This is a genomic window from Escherichia sp. MOD1-EC6162, from assembly GCF_002965125.1.
In the GTDB taxonomy this organism is placed as follows: Bacteria; Pseudomonadota; Gammaproteobacteria; order Enterobacterales; family Enterobacteriaceae; genus Escherichia; species Escherichia marmotae.
In genome coordinates this window covers 63,724-82,218 of record NZ_PTSB01000002.1, presented here as the reverse complement: position 1 = coordinate 82,218, position 18,495 = coordinate 63,724, and the positions used below count along the sequence as shown (strand labels likewise).

15 protein-coding genes are annotated in these 18,495 nt (G+C 50.0%); 8 read left to right on the top strand and 7 right to left on the bottom strand.

What is annotated here, in order from left to right; all coding sequences use genetic code 11:
* Positions 1–101: 101 nt before the first annotated feature.
* From hdhA to uidC, 5 genes are all read left to right on the top strand, one after another.
* Complete coding sequence (gene hdhA, locus A9587_RS02370) at positions 102–869, top strand: 7-alpha-hydroxysteroid dehydrogenase (RefSeq protein WP_000483368.1); 768 nt, start codon at positions 102–104, stop codon at positions 867–869.
* Positions 870–1,098: 229 nt separating this feature from the next.
* Positions 1,099–1,686 (top strand): DNA-binding transcriptional regulator UidR, encoded by a 588-nt coding sequence (uidR, locus tag A9587_RS02365; protein ID WP_000369704.1) that lies wholly within the window; start codon positions 1,099–1,101, stop codon positions 1,684–1,686.
* A gap of 383 nt (positions 1,687–2,069) precedes the next feature.
* On the top strand, positions 2,070–3,881 hold the full coding sequence (uidA, locus tag A9587_RS02360) for a beta-glucuronidase (protein WP_001516343.1): 1,812 nt from the start codon (positions 2,070–2,072) through the stop codon (positions 3,879–3,881).
* Positions 3,878–5,251 carry a glucuronide transporter gene (gene uidB / locus A9587_RS02355; RefSeq protein ID WP_001075870.1) on the top strand — a complete coding sequence of 458 codons (1,374 nt, stop codon included), beginning with the start codon at positions 3,878–3,880 and terminating at the stop codon, positions 5,249–5,251. Before uidA ends, uidB begins: the two co-directional genes overlap by 4 nt.
* 38 nt (positions 5,252–5,289) lie before the next feature.
* Positions 5,290–6,555, top strand: a complete 1,266-nt coding sequence (uidC, locus tag A9587_RS02350; RefSeq protein WP_105263200.1) for a glucuronide uptake porin UidC — start codon at positions 5,290–5,292, stop codon at positions 6,553–6,555.
* A gap of 42 nt (positions 6,556–6,597) precedes the next feature.
* On the opposite strand, the gene A9587_RS02345 is transcribed toward uidC, so the two are convergent.
* Both A9587_RS02345 and manA read right to left on the bottom strand, forming a co-directional pair.
* The gene (locus tag A9587_RS02345) at positions 6,598–8,106 is read right to left on the bottom strand and encodes a YdgA family protein (RefSeq protein WP_016248682.1); all 1,509 of its coding nucleotides are present in this window, start codon (positions 8,104–8,106) and stop codon (positions 6,598–6,600) included.
* A 98-nt stretch (positions 8,107–8,204) separates the two neighbouring features.
* Complete coding sequence (gene manA, locus A9587_RS02340; RefSeq protein ID WP_016261997.1) at positions 8,205–9,380, bottom strand: mannose-6-phosphate isomerase; 1,176 nt, start codon at positions 9,378–9,380, stop codon at positions 8,205–8,207.
* 198 nt (positions 9,381–9,578) lie between these two features.
* On the opposite strand from manA, the gene fumB reads away from it, so the two are divergent.
* Both fumB and fumC read left to right on the top strand, forming a co-directional pair.
* Entirely contained in the window at positions 9,579–11,225 is a 1,647-nt protein-coding gene (gene fumB, locus A9587_RS02335) for a class I fumarate hydratase (RefSeq protein ID WP_001516347.1), read from the top strand.
* 206 nt (positions 11,226–11,431) lie between these two features.
* On the top strand, positions 11,432–12,835 hold the full coding sequence (gene fumC / locus A9587_RS02330) for a class II fumarate hydratase (protein ID WP_105263199.1): 1,404 nt from the start codon (positions 11,432–11,434) through the stop codon (positions 12,833–12,835).
* On the opposite strand, the gene tus is transcribed toward fumC, so the two are convergent.
* The 3 genes from tus to rstA all read right to left on the bottom strand — a co-directional run bounded on the left by tus (position 12,832) and on the right by rstA (position 15,860).
* Entirely contained in the window at positions 12,832–13,761 is a 930-nt protein-coding gene (tus, locus tag A9587_RS02325; RefSeq protein WP_000135173.1) for a DNA replication terminus site-binding protein, read from the bottom strand. The genes fumC and tus overlap by 4 nt on opposite strands.
* Positions 13,762–13,835: 74 nt before the next feature.
* Positions 13,836–15,137 carry a two-component system sensor histidine kinase RstB gene (gene rstB, locus A9587_RS02320; RefSeq protein ID WP_000732531.1) on the bottom strand — a complete coding sequence of 434 codons (1,302 nt, stop codon included), beginning with the start codon at positions 15,135–15,137 and terminating at the stop codon, positions 13,836–13,838.
* 3 nt (positions 15,138–15,140) lie between these two features.
* Positions 15,141–15,860: a two-component system response regulator RstA gene (gene rstA / locus A9587_RS02315; RefSeq protein ID WP_001092496.1), complete on the bottom strand. Its 720-nt coding sequence runs from the start codon at positions 15,858–15,860 to the stop codon at positions 15,141–15,143.
* A 128-nt stretch (positions 15,861–15,988) separates the two neighbouring features.
* Between rstA and A9587_RS02310 the strand changes: the two genes are divergently transcribed.
* A complete protein-coding gene (locus A9587_RS02310; protein ID WP_000524883.1) occupies positions 15,989–16,324 on the top strand; it encodes a GlpM family protein in 336 nt (111 codons plus the stop codon).
* Here the strand turns inward: A9587_RS02310 and folM are convergent.
* Positions 16,321–17,043 carry a dihydromonapterin reductase gene (gene folM, locus A9587_RS02305; RefSeq protein WP_105263198.1) on the bottom strand — a complete coding sequence of 241 codons (723 nt, stop codon included), beginning with the start codon at positions 17,041–17,043 and terminating at the stop codon, positions 16,321–16,323. The genes A9587_RS02310 and folM overlap by 4 nt on opposite strands.
* A gap of 36 nt (positions 17,044–17,079) precedes the next feature.
* Positions 17,080–18,462: an amino acid permease gene (locus tag A9587_RS02300; protein WP_000412361.1), complete on the bottom strand. Its 1,383-nt coding sequence runs from the start codon at positions 18,460–18,462 to the stop codon at positions 17,080–17,082.
* Positions 18,463–18,495: the final 33 nt, after the last annotated feature.

Below are 18,495 nucleotides of genomic sequence, written 5' to 3'. Positions count from 1 at the left end.
TGCTATACCTGGTAGTGTCTTTTCCCCGAGGTTAATGATAAAAAATGTGGCACACAGGCGGTGCCTTTTAATTTATTTACTGAAGTTCACAGGAGGTTTATGTGTTTAATTCTGACAACCTGAGACTCGACGGAAAATGCGCCATCATCACCGGTGCGGGTGCTGGTATTGGTAAAGAAATTGCCATTACATTCGCGACAGCAGGTGCATCTGTGGTGGTCAGTGATATTAATGCCGATGCAGCAAATCATGTTGTTGATGAGATTCAACAGCTTGGTGGACAGGCATTTGCCTGGCGTTGTGATATTACTTCCGAACAGGAATTATCTGCTCTGGCAGACTTTGCCATCAGTAAGTTGGGCAAAGTGGATATTCTGGTTAACAACGCGGGTGGCGGTGGTCCTAAACCGTTTGATATGCCAATGGCGGATTTCCGCCGCGCTTATGAACTGAATGTGTTTTCTTTTTTCCATCTGTCACAACTCATTGCGCCAGAAATGGAAAAAAATGGCGGAGGCGTTATTCTGACTATCACTTCTATGGCTGCAGAAAATAAAAATAAAAACATGACTTCCTATGCGTCATCTAAAGCTGCGGCCAGTCATCTGGTGAGAAATATGGCATTTGATCTGGGTGAAAAAAATATTCGGGTGAATGGCATTGCGCCGGGGGCAATATTAACTGATGCTCTAAAATCCGTTATTACGCCAGAAATTGAACAAAAAATGTTGCAGCACACGCCAATCAGACGTCTGGGTCAACCGCAAGATATTGCTAACGCGGCGCTGTTTCTGTGTTCACCTGCTGCCAGTTGGATAAGCGGGCAAATACTCACCGTATCCGGCGGTGGGGTACAGGAGCTTAATTAATCGCTAGCAGGCCGGTAAACAACTGAGTGAGTGTTGTTTACCGGTACAGCGAGTTCAGCAGTGAAAAAACGCCAGAAAACTGGTAACCATGTTATGTTCATTGGTTGACCAATTATCGTGTGAATAGTAAACGAATCGGGTGTGCCTTCGCACTATTCAACAGCAATGATAGGCGCTCACCTGACAACGCGGTAAACTAGTTATTCATGCTAACTATATTGGTTTAACGATGGATAACATGCAGACTGAAGCACAACCGACACGGACCCGGATCCTCAATGCTGCCAGAGAGATTTTTTCAGAAAATGGATTTCACAGTGCCTCGATGAAAGCCATCTGTAAATCCTGCGGTATAAGTCCCGGGACGCTTTACCACCATTTCATTTCTAAAGAAGCCTTGATTCAGGCAATTATCCTCCAGGATCAGGAGAGGGCGCTGGCCCGCTTCCGGGACCCTATCGAAGGGATTCATTTTGTAGAATATATGGTCGAGTCGATAGTCTCCCTGACGCATGAAGCCTTTGCCCAGCGGGCGCTGGTGGTAGAGATTATGGCGGAAGGAATGCGTAATCCGCAGGTTGCCGCTATGCTCAGGAATAAGCATCTGACAATCACCGAATACATCGCCCAGCGTATGCGCGATGCCCAGCAAAAAGGTGAGATAAGTCCTGACATTAACACGGCGATGACCTCTCGTTTATTGCTGGATCTGACCTATGGCGTACTGGCCGACATCGAAGCCGAAGACCTGGCGGGTGACGCGTCATTTGCCCAGGGATTACGTGCGATGATTGGCGGTATTTTAACCGCATCCTGATATCTTCTTGCCGCGGGCCGGTGACCACTGCGCCCGCATTTAATGTCCTTAACAGCACCATACCAAAACGTTCTCGCCTGATCGCAAAATCCCGTTAACACATACACCACAACCATATGTCACGGAAATTTAGCGTTTTAAGTAACTCGAACGAGCGTTCGGTTGCTTATTTTGTAGCTTCTGTCAACGTTGTTTTAGAGATTAATGCGATCCATGTCACGCTGTGGGTATTGCAGTTTTTGGTTTTTTGATCGCGGTGTCAGTTCTTTTTATTTCCATTTCTCTTCCGTGGGTTTCTCACAGATAACTGTTTGCATTGCTTAATTGGTTAACTAATCAAATTAAAGGTTGACCAGTATTTTTATCTTAATGAGGAGTCCCTTATGTTACGTCCTGTAGAAACCCCAACTCGTGAAATCAAAAAACTCGACGGTCTGTGGGCATTCAGCCTGGATCGCGAAAACTGTGGAAATGATCAGCGTTGGTGGGAAAGCACGTTGCAAGAGAGTCGGGCGATTGCCGTACCAGGCAGTTTTAACGATCAGTTTGCTGATGCGGATATTCGTAATTATGTGGGCAATGTCTGGTATCAGCGCGAAGTCTTTATACCCAAAGGTTGGGCGGGCCAGCGTATCGTGCTGCGTTTCGATGCGGTCACTCATTACGGCAAAGTGTGGGTTAATAATCAGGAAGTGATGGAGCATCAGGGCGGCTATACGCCGTTTGAAGCCGATGTTACTCCATATGTGATTGCCGGAAAAAGTGTGCGTATCACCGTTTGTGTGAACAATGAGCTGAACTGGCAGACTATCCCGCCGGGAATGGTGATTACCGACGAAAACGGCAAGAAAAAGCAGTCTTATTTCCATGATTTCTTTAACTACGCCGGGATCCACCGCAGCGTAATGCTCTATACCACGCCGAACACCTGGGTGGACGATATCACCGTGGTGACGCATGTAGCGCAAGACTGCAACCACGCTTCCATTGACTGGCAGGTGGTGGCCAATGGTGATATCAGCGTCGAACTGCGTGATGCTGATCAGCAGGTTGTCGCAGCCGGACAAGGTCACAGCGGAACCTTGCAAGTGGTGAACCCGAATCTCTGGCAACCCGGTGATGGGTATCTCTATGAACTGTGCGTCACCGCAAAAAGCCAGACAGAGTGCGACATCTATCCACTGCGCGTCGGTATCCGCTCGGTGGCAGTAAAGGGTGAACAGTTCCTGATCAACCACAAACCGTTCTACTTCACTGGCTTTGGTCGTCATGAAGATGCGGATTTGCGTGGCAAGGGATTCGATAACGTGCTGATGGTGCACGATCACGCATTGATGGACTGGATTGGTGCCAACTCTTACCGCACCTCGCATTACCCTTACGCTGAAGAGATGCTCGACTGGGCTGACGAACATGGCATTGTGGTGATTGATGAAACTGCCGCCGTCGGCTTTAACCTTTCTTTAGGAATTGGTTTCGAAGCGGGCAACAAACCGAAAGAACTGTACAGCGAAGAGGCGGTCAATGGGGAAACCCAGCAGGCGCACTTACAGGCGATTAAAGAACTGATTGCGCGTGATAAAAACCACCCAAGCGTGGTGATGTGGAGCATTGCCAATGAACCAGATACCCGCCCGCAAGGTGCCCGGGAATATTTCGCGCCACTGGCAGAAGCAACGCGTAAACTCGACCCGACACGACCGATCACCTGCGTCAATGTGATGTTCTGCGACGCTCACACCGATACCATCAGCGATCTCTTTGATGTGCTGTGTCTGAACCGTTATTACGGCTGGTATGTCCAAAGCGGCGATCTGGAGACGGCAGAAAAGGTACTGGAAAAAGAACTGCTTGCGTGGCAGGAGAAACTGCATCAGCCGATTATCATCACCGAATACGGGGTGGATACGTTAGCCGGTCTGCACTCGATGTACACCGATATGTGGAGTGAAGAGTATCAGTGCGCGTGGCTGGATATGTATCACCGCGTCTTTGACCGCGTTAGTGCTGTCGTTGGTGAACAGGTATGGAACTTCGCTGATTTTGCGACTTCGCAGGGCATTCTGCGCGTTGGCGGTAACAAGAAAGGGATTTTCACTCGTGACCGCAAACCAAAATCGGCGGCTTTCTCGCTGCAAAAACGCTGGACTGGCATGAATTTCGGTGAAAAACCGCAGCAGGGAGGCAAAAAATGAATCAACAACTCTCATGGCGCACCATCGTCGGCTACAGCCTCGGTGACGTTGCCAATAACTTCGCCTTCGCCATGGGGGCGCTCTTCCTGTTGAGTTACTACACCGACGTCGCTGGCGTCGGTGCCGCTGCGGCGGGCACCATGCTATTACTGGTGCGGGTATTCGATGCTTTTGCTGACGTCTTCGCCGGACGGGTGGTAGACAGCGTAAATACCCGTTGGGGCAAATTCCGCCCCTTCTTGCTGTTCGGCACTGCACCGTTAATGATCTTCAGCGTGCTGGTTTTCTGGGTGCCGACCGACTGGAGTCATAGCAGCAAAGTGGTGTATGCATATTTGACTTATATGGGGCTGGGGCTTTGTTACAGCCTGGTCAATATACCTTATGGCTCACTGGCAACTGCCATGACCCAACAACCACAATCCCGCGCCCGTCTGGGCGCGGCTCGCGGGATTGCCGCTTCGCTGACCTTTGTCTGCCTGGCTTTTCTGATTGGCCCGAGCATTAAGCACTCCAGCCCGGAGGAGATGGTGTCGGTATACCATTTCTGGACGATTACCCTGGCGATTGCCGGGATGGTGCTTTACTTCATTTGCTTTAAATCGACGCGCGAGAATGTAGTGCGTATCGTGGCGCAGCCGTCATTGAAGATCAGCCTGCAAACGCTGAAACGGAATCGTCCGCTGTTTATGTTGTGCATTGGCGCGCTATGCGTGCTGATCTCGACCTTCGCGGTCAGTGCTTCGTCGTTGTTCTACGTGCGCTATGTACTGAATGATGCCGGGTTGTTTACTGTGCTGGTGTTGGTGCAAAACCTGGTCGGCACAGTGGCATCGGCACCGCTGGTGCCGGGAATGGTTGCCAGAATCGGTAAAAAGAATACCTTCCTGATTGGCGCTCTGCTGGGAACTTGTGGTTATTTGCTGTTCTTCTGGGTTTCAGTCTGGTCGCTGCCGGTGGCACTGATCGCGTTAGCCATCGCTTCAGTTGGTCAGGGCGTTACCATGACGGTGATGTGGGCGCTGGAGGCCGATACTGTAGAATATGGTGAATACCTGACCGGTGTACGCATTGAAGGGCTTACCTATTCATTATTCTCATTTACCCGAAAATGTGGACAGGCAATAGGGGGTTCAATTCCCGCCTTTATTTTGGGATTAAGCGGATATATTGCGAATCAGGCACAAACGCCGGAAGTTATTATGGGGATCCGCACATCAATTGCCTTAGTCCCTTGCGGATTTATGCTACTGGCATTCGTTATAATTTGGTTTTATCCGCTGACTGATAAAAAATTCAAAGAAATTGTGGTCGAAATTGATAATCGTAAAAAAATGCAGCAGCAATTAATCAGCGATATCACTAATTAATATCTTATAAAAATAATCAGAACATCAAAGGTGCAACTATGAGAAAAATAGTGGCCATGGCCGTTATTTCCCTGACGGCTGCCTCTGGCCTTACCTCCGCTTACGCTGCACAACTGGCTGACGATGAAGCGGGACTACGAATCAGACTGAAAAATGAATTGCGCCGGGCTGACAAGCCCAGTGCTGGCGCGGGAAGAGATATTTACGCATGGGTGCAAGGAGGATTGCTCGATTTTAATAGCGGTTATTACGCTAATATTATTGGCGTCGAAGGTGGAGCCTATTATGTTTATAAATTAGGTGCTCGTGCTGATATGAGTACCCGATGGTATCTTGATGGCGATAAAAGTTTTGGCTATGCATTGGGTGCGGTAAAAATAAAACCGAGTGAAAAGAGTTTACTTAAATTAGGTCGTTTCGGGACAGATTATAGTTATGGTAGTTTACCTTATCGTATTCCGTTAATTGCTGGCAGTTCGCAACGTACATTACCGACCGTTTCTGAAGGAGCATTAGGTTATTGGGCTTTAACGCCCAATATTGAACTGTGGGGAATGTGGCGCTCCCGGGTATTTTTATGGACTGATTCAACAACCGGTATCCGTGATGAAGGTGTTTATAACAGCCAGACCGGAAAATACGATAAACATCGCGCTCGTTCTTTTTTAGCTGCCAGTTGGCATGATGATACCAGCCGTTATTCTTTGGGGGCATCGGCACAGAAAGATGTTTCTAATCAGCTACAAACTATTTTTGAGAAAAGCATTTCGCTCGCCCGGGATTATGCGCTGAAAGGGGAGTTGCTCGGCTTTTATGCGCAACTGGAAGGCTTAAGTCGTAACACCAACCAGCCCAATGAAACGGCGCTGGTTAGCGGCCAACTGACGTGGAGCGCGCCGTGGGGAAGCGTGTTTGGTAGCGGTGGTTATCTGCGTCATGCGATGAACGGAGCCGTGGTGGACACCGATATTGGTTATCCTTTCTCGTTAAGTCTTGATCGTAACCGGGAAGGTATGCAGTCCTGGCAATTGGGTGTCAATTATCGTTTAACCCCGCAATTTACGCTGACATTGGCACCGATTGTGACTCGCGGCTATGAATCCAGTAAACGAGATGTGCGGATTGAAGGCGCAGGTATCTTAGGCGGTATGAACTATCGGGTCAGCGAAGGGCCGCTACAAGGGATGAATTTCTTTCTTGCAGCCGATAAAGGACGGGAAAAGCGCAATGGTAGTACGCTGGGCAATCGCCTGAATTACTGGGATGTGAAAATGAGTATTCAGTATGACTTTATGTTGAAGTGAAAAAACGCCGGAGAGAAAACTCTCCGGCGTTTTGGTTGTGAATTACTGTTGCGGGATGGCCGGTACAGCCGGAACGGTAAGTGCTGGCATCGCAAACATACCGACAAAATCTTCCAGCGACATTTTCTGACCATTCAACGTGATCTGACCGTTAGCATATTGCAGGCTGGTGGTGATGGCATTGTCCTGCAAGGTGGTCAGACGGAACATCTGGCCCATTGCTGATGCACCTTCAACTTGCTGTTTCGCCAGCTTTTTAGCTTGATCTTCCTGATAGCCTTCCAGCTTCGCCACCTGAGTCATCAGTTCGGTTGCCATATCGACCGGAATAGTCAGTTTTGCATCCAGAGATTTAACCGAGCGATCAACTTCCTGCGCCAGTGTTTGCGGCGCTTCTTTAGTCGCTGCCGGATCTTTCAGGAACAGCGACAAATTCAGCGCGCTTTCACCCTGACTGTTTTTCCAGCTTAACGGCGCAATCGTAATTACCGGATCGCCTTTTAACATCAGCGGCAGGGCGCTAAAGAAGGCTTCCGTCACTTTCTCCTGATAAAGTTCGGCATTGTTGGCAATCTCTGGCTGTGCCAGTAACGCCTGTGTTTGCGCGTTATATTGCTGGCTAAACTGATGCCAGGCTTCACCGTCAATCTGACCGACTTTTAAAGTCAGCTTGCCGCTGCCCAGATCCTGATTCTGTACCTTCAGGCTGTTTAGCGAGTAATCCAGTTGGCTATTGATCGTTTTACCGTCATTAACCAGGTCTGATTTACCACTGATCTCCATGCCTTCCAACAGAGCCAGTTCTTTGCCTTCCACTGAAATGGTCATTTTTTCCAGCGACAGTTTTTGGTTACCCACGCGCTCACCGAAACTTGCCAGCGTGCTGGAACCATCGGTTTTCAGATTATTAAAGGTCAACTGCACTTTCTGGTTGTATTCGTTAACTGCATCGACCCGACCGCTTTGCGCCTCCCCGGAAAGGGAGATGGCTTTACCGTCTCGGTCAGCATTTAACTGGAACTCACCGCCGCTAAAGGCGACTTTTTCATCTTTTTGCTCGTAATTCAGTGGCTTGAGCGAGATATCTGAACTGGAATCGCCGCTGTAACCGATGCGAGAGTTAATCTCAAAAGGTGTATCTCCTTTTGCCATATCAAACAGTGGCTTGCTCACAGCGTTATTGACCAGCGTGGTTTGAATCGACGCCATCGACGGGATCAAATTCAGTTTTTTAAGCTGGGCCAGAGGGAAGGGACCGTGGTCAACAGATTCATTGAAGATGACGCTCTGGCCACTTTTAATCCACGGATTTTCTTTCCCGGCGATGGGCTTCACCACTAATTGCAACTGGCTGCTGAACACGCCGCGATGATAGTTTTGATAACTCACTTCCAGGTTGGATTCAGGAGCTGTCAGTTTGAGTTGCGCGTTCGCCTGTGCGACCATGTCTTCGAGATGGGTTTCAATCTTCTTGCCTGTGTACCATGCGCCGCCTGTCCAGACTACGCCGAGCGCAACAATGACGCCTACCGCTACCAGCGATTTATTCATAATGATTATCCATAAATGAAATCAGGCGGACTGGCCGCCTGAAGTGTTATAAGCCTTTAATAAGCTTAGCAAGAGATGTTAATTATTTCAGTAAGCTCTTACAGCTTGTTGTAAACACGCGCTAAACGTCCGTGGCCTTTCACCGTCACCGGCGACTCATTGGCGGCAATAAATGCGGACTCACCCGGTTTAAGCGCTAACTGTTGAGAACCTTTACCCAGTGTTGCTTCGCCTTCAACGCAGAACAAAATGGCGGCACTTTGCTGGCTGATGGTAGTTTCTTCATCGCTAAGGTCATGCAGCGAGAAAGCAAAATCATCAACCGGAATCGGGAAGTCCAGCTCTGCACCTTGTTTCACCGGCTGGGTCAGCAACTGGCTGGCCGGTTTGGCTTCAAACTTAACGTTGGCAACCAGCTCCGGAATATCAATATATTTTGGCGTCAGACCCGCACGCAGCACGTTATCGGAGTTCGCCATCACTTCCAGCGCCACGCCTTGCAGGTAGGCGTGTGGTGTTTCAGCGAACAGGAACATCGCTTCACCAGGGTTCAGTTTTACCACATTCAGTAACAGTGGGGAGAACAGGCCGCTGTCATCCGGGTAAAATTCAGCAATTAAACGAATCGTTTGCCACGGCTCACCCTGTTGGCTGTCGAGCGCCGATTTCAAAATCGCCAGCGCGCGGGATTTCTCTTCACCCTGCATATTCAACAGGCTGGCGAACAGTTCGCTTAAACGTTCGGCATTGGGCTGCTGTAAAAAATGAGCAATCGCCGGATGCGCGCCCGCGACGGGCTGGAGCAGGGAAACAATCTCGGAAAACTCACGAAACGCGTTCATCGCGAGGAAAGGGGTCAGGGCAAAAACCAGCTCTGGCTTGTGGTTAGGATCTTTATAGTTACGCTCAGCGGCATCCATTGGAATGCCGGCGGCATTTTCTTTGGCAAAACCGATTTCAGAATTGCGTTTATTTGGATGAACCTGAATGGAGAGCGGCTGGGCTGCGCATAACACTTTGAACAGGAAAGGCAGTTCGCCAAAGCGCCTGGCAACGGCATCTCCCAGCAGAGTTGATTTATCACCCTCAATCACATCACGCAGTGAAACGATATCTCCGGCGGCATTGTGCACACGTGAACTGCTCTTCGGATGTGCGCCCATCCACAATTCAGCCATCGGCTGGTTGGATGGATTTTCCATGCCATAAAGTTCAGTCAGTGCCGTTTTGCTTCCCCAGGCATAGTTTTGCACTGAGTTAATAAGTTTTTGCATGATCAATCCCTGTTTGAATGTGGAAATTAATCCCGCTATTAAAGCAAGAATCCTACGGGAAGTAACCTGGAGCCGCAAAAAGTCGTACTAGTCTCAGTTTTTGTTAAAAAAGTGTGTAGGATAATGTAACTCGCTTTTAACAGGGCAATGGAACACCCGCCCAGAGCATAACCAAACCAGGCAGTAAGTGAGAGAACAATGTCAAACAAACCCTTTCATTATCAGGCTCCTTTCCCACTCAAAAAAGATGATACCGAGTACTACCTGCTGACCAGCGAACACGTTAGCGTATCTGAATTTGAAGGGCAGGAGATTTTGAAAGTCGCGCCAGAAGCGTTAACTTTGTTGGCGCGTCAGGCGTTTCATGATGCGTCATTTATGCTGCGTCCGGCTCACCAGCAGCAAGTGGCCGATATCCTGCGCGACCCGGAAGCCAGCGAAAACGACAAATATGTGGCGCTGCAATTCCTGCGCAACTCCGACATCGCCGCAAAAGGCGTTCTGCCAACCTGCCAGGATACCGGCACCGCGATAATCGTCGGTAAAAAAGGGCAGCGTGTATGGACCGGTGGTGGTGATGAAGCGGCGCTGGCGCGCGGTGTCTATAACACCTATATCGAAGATAACCTGCGCTACTCGCAAAACGCAGCGCTGGATATGTATAAAGAGGTGAATACTGGCACCAACCTGCCAGCGCAGATCGATCTTTATGCTGTTGATGGCGACGAGTATAAATTCCTCTGTATCGCCAAAGGTGGCGGTTCAGCAAACAAGACGTATCTCTATCAGGAAACCAAAGCGTTACTGACGCCAGGGAAACTGAAAAATTATCTGGTTGAGAAAATGCGTACGCTGGGCACGGCGGCGTGTCCTCCGTATCACATTGCCTTCGTGATCGGTGGTACATCTGCGGAAACTAACCTTAAAACAGTAAAACTGGCTTCCGCTAAATACTATGACGAGCTGCCAACGGAAGGGAATGAGCACGGTCAGGCGTTCCGTGATGTGGAGCTGGAAAAAGAGTTGCTGATTGAAGCGCAAAATCTTGGTCTGGGGGCGCAGTTTGGCGGTAAATATTTTGCCCATGATATCCGCGTGATTCGTCTGCCACGCCACGGCGCATCCTGTCCGGTTGGTATGGGCGTTTCCTGTTCTGCTGACCGTAATATCAAAGCGAAAATCAATCGTCAGGGGATCTGGATCGAAAAACTGGAACATAATCCAGGCAAATATATCCCGGAAGAATTGCGTAAAGCAGGGGAAGGCGAAGCGGTGCGCGTTGACCTTAATCGTCCGATGAAAGAGATCCTCGCACAGTTGTCGCAGTATCCCGTTTCTACCCGCTTGTCGCTGAACGGCACGATTATTGTTGGTCGTGATATTGCCCACGCCAAACTGAAAGAGCGCATGGACAACGGCGAAGGGTTACCGCAATACATCAAAGATCACCCGATTTACTATGCTGGTCCGGCAAAAACGCCAGAAGGTTATGCCTCCGGCTCTCTTGGCCCAACGACCGCCGGACGGATGGATTCTTACGTCGATCAACTGCAAGCGCAGGGCGGCAGTATGATCATGCTGGCGAAGGGTAATCGCAGTCAGCAGGTGACCGATGCTTGTAAAAAACATGGTGGCTTTTACCTTGGCAGTATCGGCGGCCCGGCAGCAGTGCTGGCGCAGGGCAGTATTAAGAGCCTGGAATGTGTTGAATATCCGGAACTGGGTATGGAAGCTATCTGGAAAATTGAAGTGGAAGATTTCCCGGCATTTATCCTTGTTGATGATAAAGGGAATGACTTCTTCCAGCAGATTCAACTCACGCAGTGTACCCGCTGCGTGAAATAAGCGGTCGGATAAGGCGTTCACGCCGTATCCGGCATGAACAAAGCGTACTTTGCAAACAATCTGAGCCGCCCTTTACTTCGGGGCGGCTTTTTTACATGGCACGAAAGACCAAACATTTGTTGCAAAATAGTAAATAATGAGTGAGCTAAAAGTTGCTTAACGAAAGCAAAACAGAAAGAAAAAATTAATCAGGTGAGGAGCAGGCCATGAATACAGTACGCAGCGAAAAAGATTCGATGGGTGCGATCGATGTCCCGGCAGATAAGCTGTGGGGCGCACAAACTCAACGCTCGCTGGAGCATTTCCGTATTTCCACGGAGAAAATGCCCACCTCACTGATTCATGCGCTGGCGCTGACTAAGCGTGCAGCGGCAAAAGTTAACGAAGATTTAGGTTTACTCTCTGAAGAGAAAGCGAGTGCTATCCGTCAGGCAGCGGATGAAGTGCTGGCGGGACAGCATGACGATGAATTTCCGCTGGCTATCTGGCAGACGGGTTCCGGCACGCAAAGCAACATGAATATGAACGAAGTGCTGGCCAATCGGGCGAGCGAACTGCTCGGTGGCGTGCGCGGAATGGAACGTAAAGTTCACCCTAACGACGACGTGAACAAAAGCCAAAGTTCAAATGATGTCTTTCCGACAGCAATGCACGTTGCGGCGCTGCTGGCGCTACGCAAGCAACTCATCCCGCAGCTTAAAACACTGACACAAACGCTGAATGAGAAATCGCGCGCATTTGCCGATATCGTCAAAATTGGTCGTACCCACTTGCAGGACGCCACGCCGCTGACACTGGGCCAGGAGATTTCCGGCTGGGTAGCGATGCTGGAGCATAATCTCAAACATATTGAATACAGCCTGCCGCATGTGGCGGAACTGGCGCTGGGCGGTACAGCGGTAGGGACGGGGCTGAATACCCATCCGGAATATGCCCGTCGCGTAGCGGATGAGCTTTCGGTAATTACCTGTGCGCCGTTTGTTACTGCTCCGAACAAATTTGAAGCACTGGCGACCTGCGATGCACTGGTTCAGGCTCATGGCGCGTTGAAAGGGCTGGCGGCGTCACTGATGAAAATTGCGAACGATGTCCGCTGGCTGGCTTCAGGCCCTCGCTGTGGCATTGGCGAAATCTCAATTCCGGAAAACGAGCCGGGCAGCTCAATCATGCCAGGGAAAGTGAACCCAACGCAGTGTGAAGCGTTAACCATGCTTTGCTGTCAGGTGATGGGAAACGACGTGGCGATCAACATCGGTGGCGCTTCCGGTAATTTCGAACTGAACGTCTTCCGCCCGATGGTGATCCACAATTTCCTGCAATCGGTGCGCTTACTGGCGGATGGCATGGAAAGTTTTAACAAACATTGTGCAGTGGGAATTGAGCCGAATCGTGAGCGAATCAATCAATTGCTCAATGAGTCGCTAATGCTGGTGACTGCGCTCAACACCCACATTGGCTATGACAAAGCCGCTGAGATCGCTAAAAAAGCACACAAAGAAGGGCTGACTTTAAAAGCCGCAGCCCTTGCGTTGGGGTATCTTAGCGAAGCCGAGTTTGATAGTTGGGTACGACCAGAACAGATGGTCGGCAGTATGAAAGTCGGGCGTTAATCTGCAACATACAGGTGCAGCCGTGGAATGATTAAGCGAAGCGGCTGCGCCTGGGGTTTGTAACGGTGCTGCACATTGTCGGCATCATAATTTAGCAGCTCGCCAACGTCCGGCACACCAGCACCATTATCCCGATTAACCAACGCGATAAGCGGCGTAGGGCAGGCATGTTGTACCTGTTTTTGATCTCCCTTATACCAGACACGGGCAATTGGCTGCACCTTCACCGGGCGTTTGATTTTTAATTTCGCATCCTGCGGCAGGGCGGCGATATCCTGATACTCACGCTCCAGTTTTCCTTGCCACTCCTCGCGCGTCCACGGCGCGACGCTGCGTGGTGATTTCAGGCTTTTTTCCAGTTGAGCCAGTACTTCATCACGATGCAAATTCTTAATGATATGCTTATTCGCCCAGCCAAAACGTAAAGTGGCAGGATCGTGAAGAACCGTGAGCGTGCGGTAAGCGTTAAGGGTAATCAGTCCCGGCAAATGACGATGTACCCATTCAAAACGCGCCGCCGTGGGGAGTTCTGACTCAACCGTGACGATATGTTCAAAAGTGGTTTTGAGTTGATTGATGCGCTGAATATGACTTGCCAGCGCCGCTTGTGAAAGATTATCGACCTGATAACACAACACGCCAGGCAGACGAACAGCGGCCTTGCTGCTGCGGTTTTCGGACTGTTGCTGAATAAACAAATGGCGGAAATGACGTAGTGCCAGCGCCTGCGCCTCTTTGCCGAGATGTTGCTTAACTTCAATGCAATTCAGCGGATTATGCTCATCCGCTTTTTTGACTTCCGGTAAAGAGAACACGCGGGCAACCAGCAACTTGTGCTGCTCAAGCTCAGCGGCAAACGCGGCCAGTTCTTGCTCCATCTGACGAAAGGTAGTATTGAGTCGGTCAACGAGATCGTAACGAGCCATAAAATCACCACTTTAGTTACAACATACTTATTATATAACACAATGACGGTAACTTGACCACCGTGCGCGTAGTGTCAGGCAGAGGTAAATTGCGGGATGTTATGCCATAACGGCCAGCTAAACGAGAAGCGGGCACCACCCAGTTCGCTGGAGTCACAGTTAACCGTGCCGCCCATTGCCAGTGCAATAGAGTGGACAATCGCCAGTCCCAACCCACAACCGCCGGTTGAACGGTCACGGCTAGGATCGAGACGCACAAAGGGTTCAAAGACATGCTCGCGATCCTGTGGGGCTATTCCTGGCCCATCATCTTCGACAATTAATGTCGCTCTGTTTCCTGCCAGTAGCAGGCTGGTTTCTACGGTTGAATGGCAGTAGCGCAGGGCGTTATTGATCAAGTTATCCAACACGCGCGCCATTAAGCGCATATCCAGCGCCGCATAATGACCTTGCATGAGCGTTTTTATCCGTACCGTTTTGTCGGGGTTAACAGCCTGGATATCGGCCAGATGTGTTGACAGCCATAACGGTAGGTCTGGCTCGCTAAGATGCAACTCATTTTGCGGGCGGTCTAATCGGGCATAGGTCAGCAGTTCTTCGATCAAGGCTTCTAGTTGGCTGATATCACGATTCAGAGCCTGAGACTCTGTTTCACTCAGGTTATCGCTCATCTCCAGCCGATAACGCAGGCGCACTAACGGCGTTCGCAGTTCGTGAGCAATCCCGTCGATAAGCTGTTTTTTGCTGGCAATTAATGCATTGATATTGTCCGCCATCTGGTTAAATGCTACGCCCAGTCGTTCAAAGCTCGAACCATCATCAAAGTGAATGCGTTCATTGAGATGGCCATCGCCAAATCGTTGCGCCGCTGCTTCCAGTTTTAACATGTCCTGCCAGTGCGGACGCATCCAGATAAACACTGGAAAGGCGAGAGAGATGGCAATAAAGGCAATCAGCGCGATATCCAACAAACGCATTTGATGGAGGTAATAGAGATAAGGAACGGGACCGACGGCCAGCACGTAGTGGCTGCGTGGGATGCGTTGCAAAAAAGTGTACTGATCATCCAGAGCAACAATCTCACCGCCACGCAGTCGGTGCATGGAAATTTCATCGAGATGATACTTACTCAAGGGTTCGACGCGCAGATCGAAAGAGAGATTTAAATCCATCTCCTTCAGTGTTTTTCCCCAGTCGTGCGGGGGGATCTCCCGCAACTCGCTACGCATCAGGTACAGCGAACTGTTCATCAAATCATCCAGCGACTGTTTGCCCGCGCGTTCGGCGGTAAATTTGTACACCAGTCCAACCAGCAGGGACATCACCAGAAAGCAGACAAACAGTAAAAGATAAAACTGGATAAACAGTTTTTTCATCGCTCATTCCCATGCATGGGGCGCAAAAAGATAGCCTTTGTTACGCACAGTTTTAATACGATACGGTTCAGCAGCGTTATCGAGCAGTTTTTTTCTTAACCGCGAAATAGCCACGTCCACGCTACGATCCAGACCGTCATAACTGACGCCGCGTAAATTTCGCAACAACGCATCGCGATCCATAATTTGCCCCGCATGAGTGGCTAATTCCCAGAGCAGTTCGAAATCGGCGGTAGAGAGTGAAATCTCAGTGTTAGCAAGGGTGACTACGCGGTTAATAGGGTCGATGGTCAACGTGCCGAAATGCAATGCTTTGTAGGGCGTCAGAGGCGTTTCCTGAATGCCTTTGGTCAGCGTCGCTTGCTCATTCTGACGCAAATGTAAACGTAGCCGAGCCAGCAGAACTGCAGGAGGAGTCGTTTTGAGAATATAGTCGCAGGCACCCATTTCCAGCGCCAGAATGTGGTTCATATCACTGTCGAGGGAGGTCAGCAGAACGATTGGTCCGGACCACTTAGAACCTAAATCGCGACAGATAGTCATGCCGTCTTTGCCTGGTAGCATGATATCGAGTAGCACCAGATCCGGATTTTCCCGCAGGATCGTTTCTTCTGCATGGTCGCCGCGAGGTTCTATGGTTACCTGCATATCATGTTTCGCCAGGTATGCGGCAATCAGTGAACCAACTTCTGCGTCATCTTCCACAAATACGATAGTGTTCATATTATTCACGGTAGATATAAAAACGTCACAATACACTGCACCGTTTTTACTTACTATCAATCGTTTCTAAACAAGTTTGCATCAGGTATTCTACTAAGGACTTGTTATGGAAGTGTTAAGGTAAAAAGATGGGGCTGGTAATCAAAGCCGCGCTTGGTGCGCTGGTGGTGGTGTTGATTGGTGTATTAGCAAAAACGAAAAATTACTACATAGCCGGGCTGATCCCGCTTTTCCCAACCTTTGCGCTCATCGCGCATTATATTGTTGCCAGCGAACGCGGCATTGAAGCCTTACGCGCAACCATCATTTTCAGTATGTGGTCGATCATTCCTTATTTTATTTATCTGGCGTCGCTGTGGTATTTCACTGGAATCATGCGCTTGCCCGCGGCTTTTGTAGGTTCTGTGGTGTGCTGGGGACTAAGCGCATGGGTGCTGATTATTTGCTGGATGAAACTGCATTAACGCAGATGTCGACCTCCATCAAGCGGGAAACTGCGCCCGGTAACAAAGCAACTGGTGAGCAAGTAATCGACCAGATCGATCACCTCTTTCTCGCCAGGCACGGTTTTCATCAGCGATTTATTCAGCGCCTGTTGGCGATATTCAGCATCATCATGTTCATTAAACAGGATCAGCGACGGTGCAATAGAATTCACTTTCACTTCCGGTGCCAGCTTGCGGGCAAATGAGCGGGTCATATTATCCAGGGCTGCTTTGCTTGCTGCATAGGCGATATGGTTGTCGCTGCCTCGTTCCACCACATAATCGGTGAAGTGAATAATATCGCTGGCGGCGTGCCCGTGACCACGCAGTAATCTTTCCAGAGCGTGGTTAAGAAGGTATGGGGCATTAACGTGGATTTGCATCATGCAGGCCAGCACGTCAGCCAGTGGCGTACCTGGTTTTTCTGCCATCCACGCGCTGGCATTGTGCAAAATGGCACGCAGGCCGTGGGTGCTTTTTAATACTTTATCGGCAAACGCCATCACGCCATCATTCGTCGAAAAATCAGCCTGAATACACTGTGCTCCCGCCTGAATCAGGCTATCAATGGCAGGATAGTGCGTCCGATAGCTGACAATCACCGGTTGCTTTTGATTAATAAAATGCCAGGCGAGGGCGAGGCCGATGCGACGGCCTCCGCCAGTGATTAATATTGGCAAGGGCTGGGTATTACCCATCGTTATCTCCTTTGCTATCCAACGATGGGACGAACGTTATCCCACCAGCATCCAGGTCGCCGGAACTGCGGCAATTAACAGCATGCCAATCAGTACCATTTCCTGACGATTCAGAACATTATCATGTGTATGCGTTTTACGCGCGTACAGGAATACCAGCAACCCCGGCGCATACAGAACGACGGACAACAACAGGTGCATTGGACCAGAGGCGTACAATAACCATAAGCCATAAATGCAGGCACCGACACCTACCGCTTTATGCAGCGGGCGGGTTGCGATTTTCAGCAAGAACGCGCCAACAAGGAAATAGGGCACCAGAATCATTTCTGAGGCAATGGTTAGCAACGTGTTGTAATCGGAACCGGTCAGCCAGATTAGCACCAGACAAATTTGCACGCAGATGTTGGTCAGCCACAGCGAGGCGGATGGCGCAGCCTGTGCGTTCTGGCGGGCAAAAATGCGCGGGAATGCTTTATGGGTCGCTGCCAGGAAGGGGACTTCTGCCGCCATAATGGTCCAACTTAAATATGCGCCACAAACGGAAACGATCAATCCGGCAGCGATGATAATCTCGCCCCACGGCCCCATCATTTTCACCATCAGGCCCGCCATAGACGGGTTACGAATTTCCGCCAGTTCAGGACGCGCAACCACGCCCAGCGAAAGCAGAGTGACCAGTAAATAAACGCCCAGCGCGGAAAGTACCGCCAGGAGTGTCGCTTTGCCGACATCATGTTTATTACGCGCACGCGCAGAAACCACCACCGCACCTTCCACACCAATGAATACCCACAGGGTGATCAGCATGGTGTTTTTCACCTGTTCCCACACCGGTACACCAAGTGCAAGGCCAGAGAAGTCGAGTCTGAAGGTGTCCAGTTTGAACATCATCAGCGCCAGTACAATAAACAGTCCCAATGGCAACAATTTTGCCAGCGTTGCCACCAGGTTAATGCTGGCAGCGGTCTGTACACCGCGCAGGATCAAAAAGTGAACAATCCACAAAAGTGCGGATGCACCGACGATCGATTGCCAGGTGTTGCCATCGCCAAACAGGCGCAGTTCCGGCGTATCGGTGAAGAAACTCAATGCAGAAAAGACGATCACCAGATAGGAGACGTTAGCGATAACCGCGCACAGCCAATATCCCCATGCGGAGCAGAAACCAATGAGTTCGCCAAAACCTTCACGAGCATAGGTAAAGATGCCGCCGTCAAGATCGGGACGAATGCGTGTCAGGATCAGCATGGCAAAGGCGAGTAATAAAATGCCAGCGCCAGTAATGCCCCAACCGATGAGCAGTGCTGCCGGGCTGGCAACCGCAGCCATATTTTGTGGCAGACTGAAAACACCTGCGCCCAGCATTGAGCTTAATACCAGCGCGGTGAGTGCGCTCAGTCCCAGTTTCTTTTCCATCGATATCCAGTGTTTAAAAGGTGTTCAAAAGAA

Excerpts from the sequence above, each read along its gene's own strand:
- uidR (WP_000369704.1), top strand. The coding sequence starts at position 1,099 with ATGGATAACATGCAGACTGAAGCACAACCGACACGGACCCGGATCCTC.
- uidA (WP_001516343.1), top strand. The coding sequence starts at position 2,070 with ATGTTACGTCCTGTAGAAACCCCAACTCGTGAAATCAAAAAACTCGAC.
- uidB (WP_001075870.1), top strand. The coding sequence starts at position 3,878 with ATGAATCAACAACTCTCATGGCGCACCATCGTCGGCTACAGCCTCGGT.
- uidC (WP_105263200.1), top strand. The coding sequence starts at position 5,290 with ATGAGAAAAATAGTGGCCATGGCCGTTATTTCCCTGACGGCTGCCTCT.
- A9587_RS02345 (WP_016248682.1), bottom strand. The coding sequence starts at position 8,106 with ATGAATAAATCGCTGGTAGCGGTAGGCGTCATTGTTGCGCTCGGCGTA.
- manA (WP_016261997.1), bottom strand. The coding sequence starts at position 9,380 with ATGCAAAAACTTATTAACTCAGTGCAAAACTATGCCTGGGGAAGCAAA.
- fumB (WP_001516347.1), top strand. The coding sequence starts at position 9,579 with ATGTCAAACAAACCCTTTCATTATCAGGCTCCTTTCCCACTCAAAAAA.
- fumC (WP_105263199.1), top strand. The coding sequence starts at position 11,432 with ATGAATACAGTACGCAGCGAAAAAGATTCGATGGGTGCGATCGATGTC.
- tus (WP_000135173.1), bottom strand. The coding sequence starts at position 13,761 with ATGGCTCGTTACGATCTCGTTGACCGACTCAATACTACCTTTCGTCAG.
- rstB (WP_000732531.1), bottom strand. The coding sequence starts at position 15,137 with ATGAAAAAACTGTTTATCCAGTTTTATCTTTTACTGTTTGTCTGCTTT.
- rstA (WP_001092496.1), bottom strand. The coding sequence starts at position 15,860 with ATGAACACTATCGTATTTGTGGAAGATGACGCAGAAGTTGGTTCACTG.
- A9587_RS02310 (WP_000524883.1), top strand. The coding sequence starts at position 15,989 with ATGGGGCTGGTAATCAAAGCCGCGCTTGGTGCGCTGGTGGTGGTGTTG.
- folM (WP_105263198.1), bottom strand. The coding sequence starts at position 17,043 with ATGGGTAATACCCAGCCCTTGCCAATATTAATCACTGGCGGAGGCCGT.
- A9587_RS02300 (WP_000412361.1), bottom strand. The coding sequence starts at position 18,462 with ATGGAAAAGAAACTGGGACTGAGCGCACTCACCGCGCTGGTATTAAGC.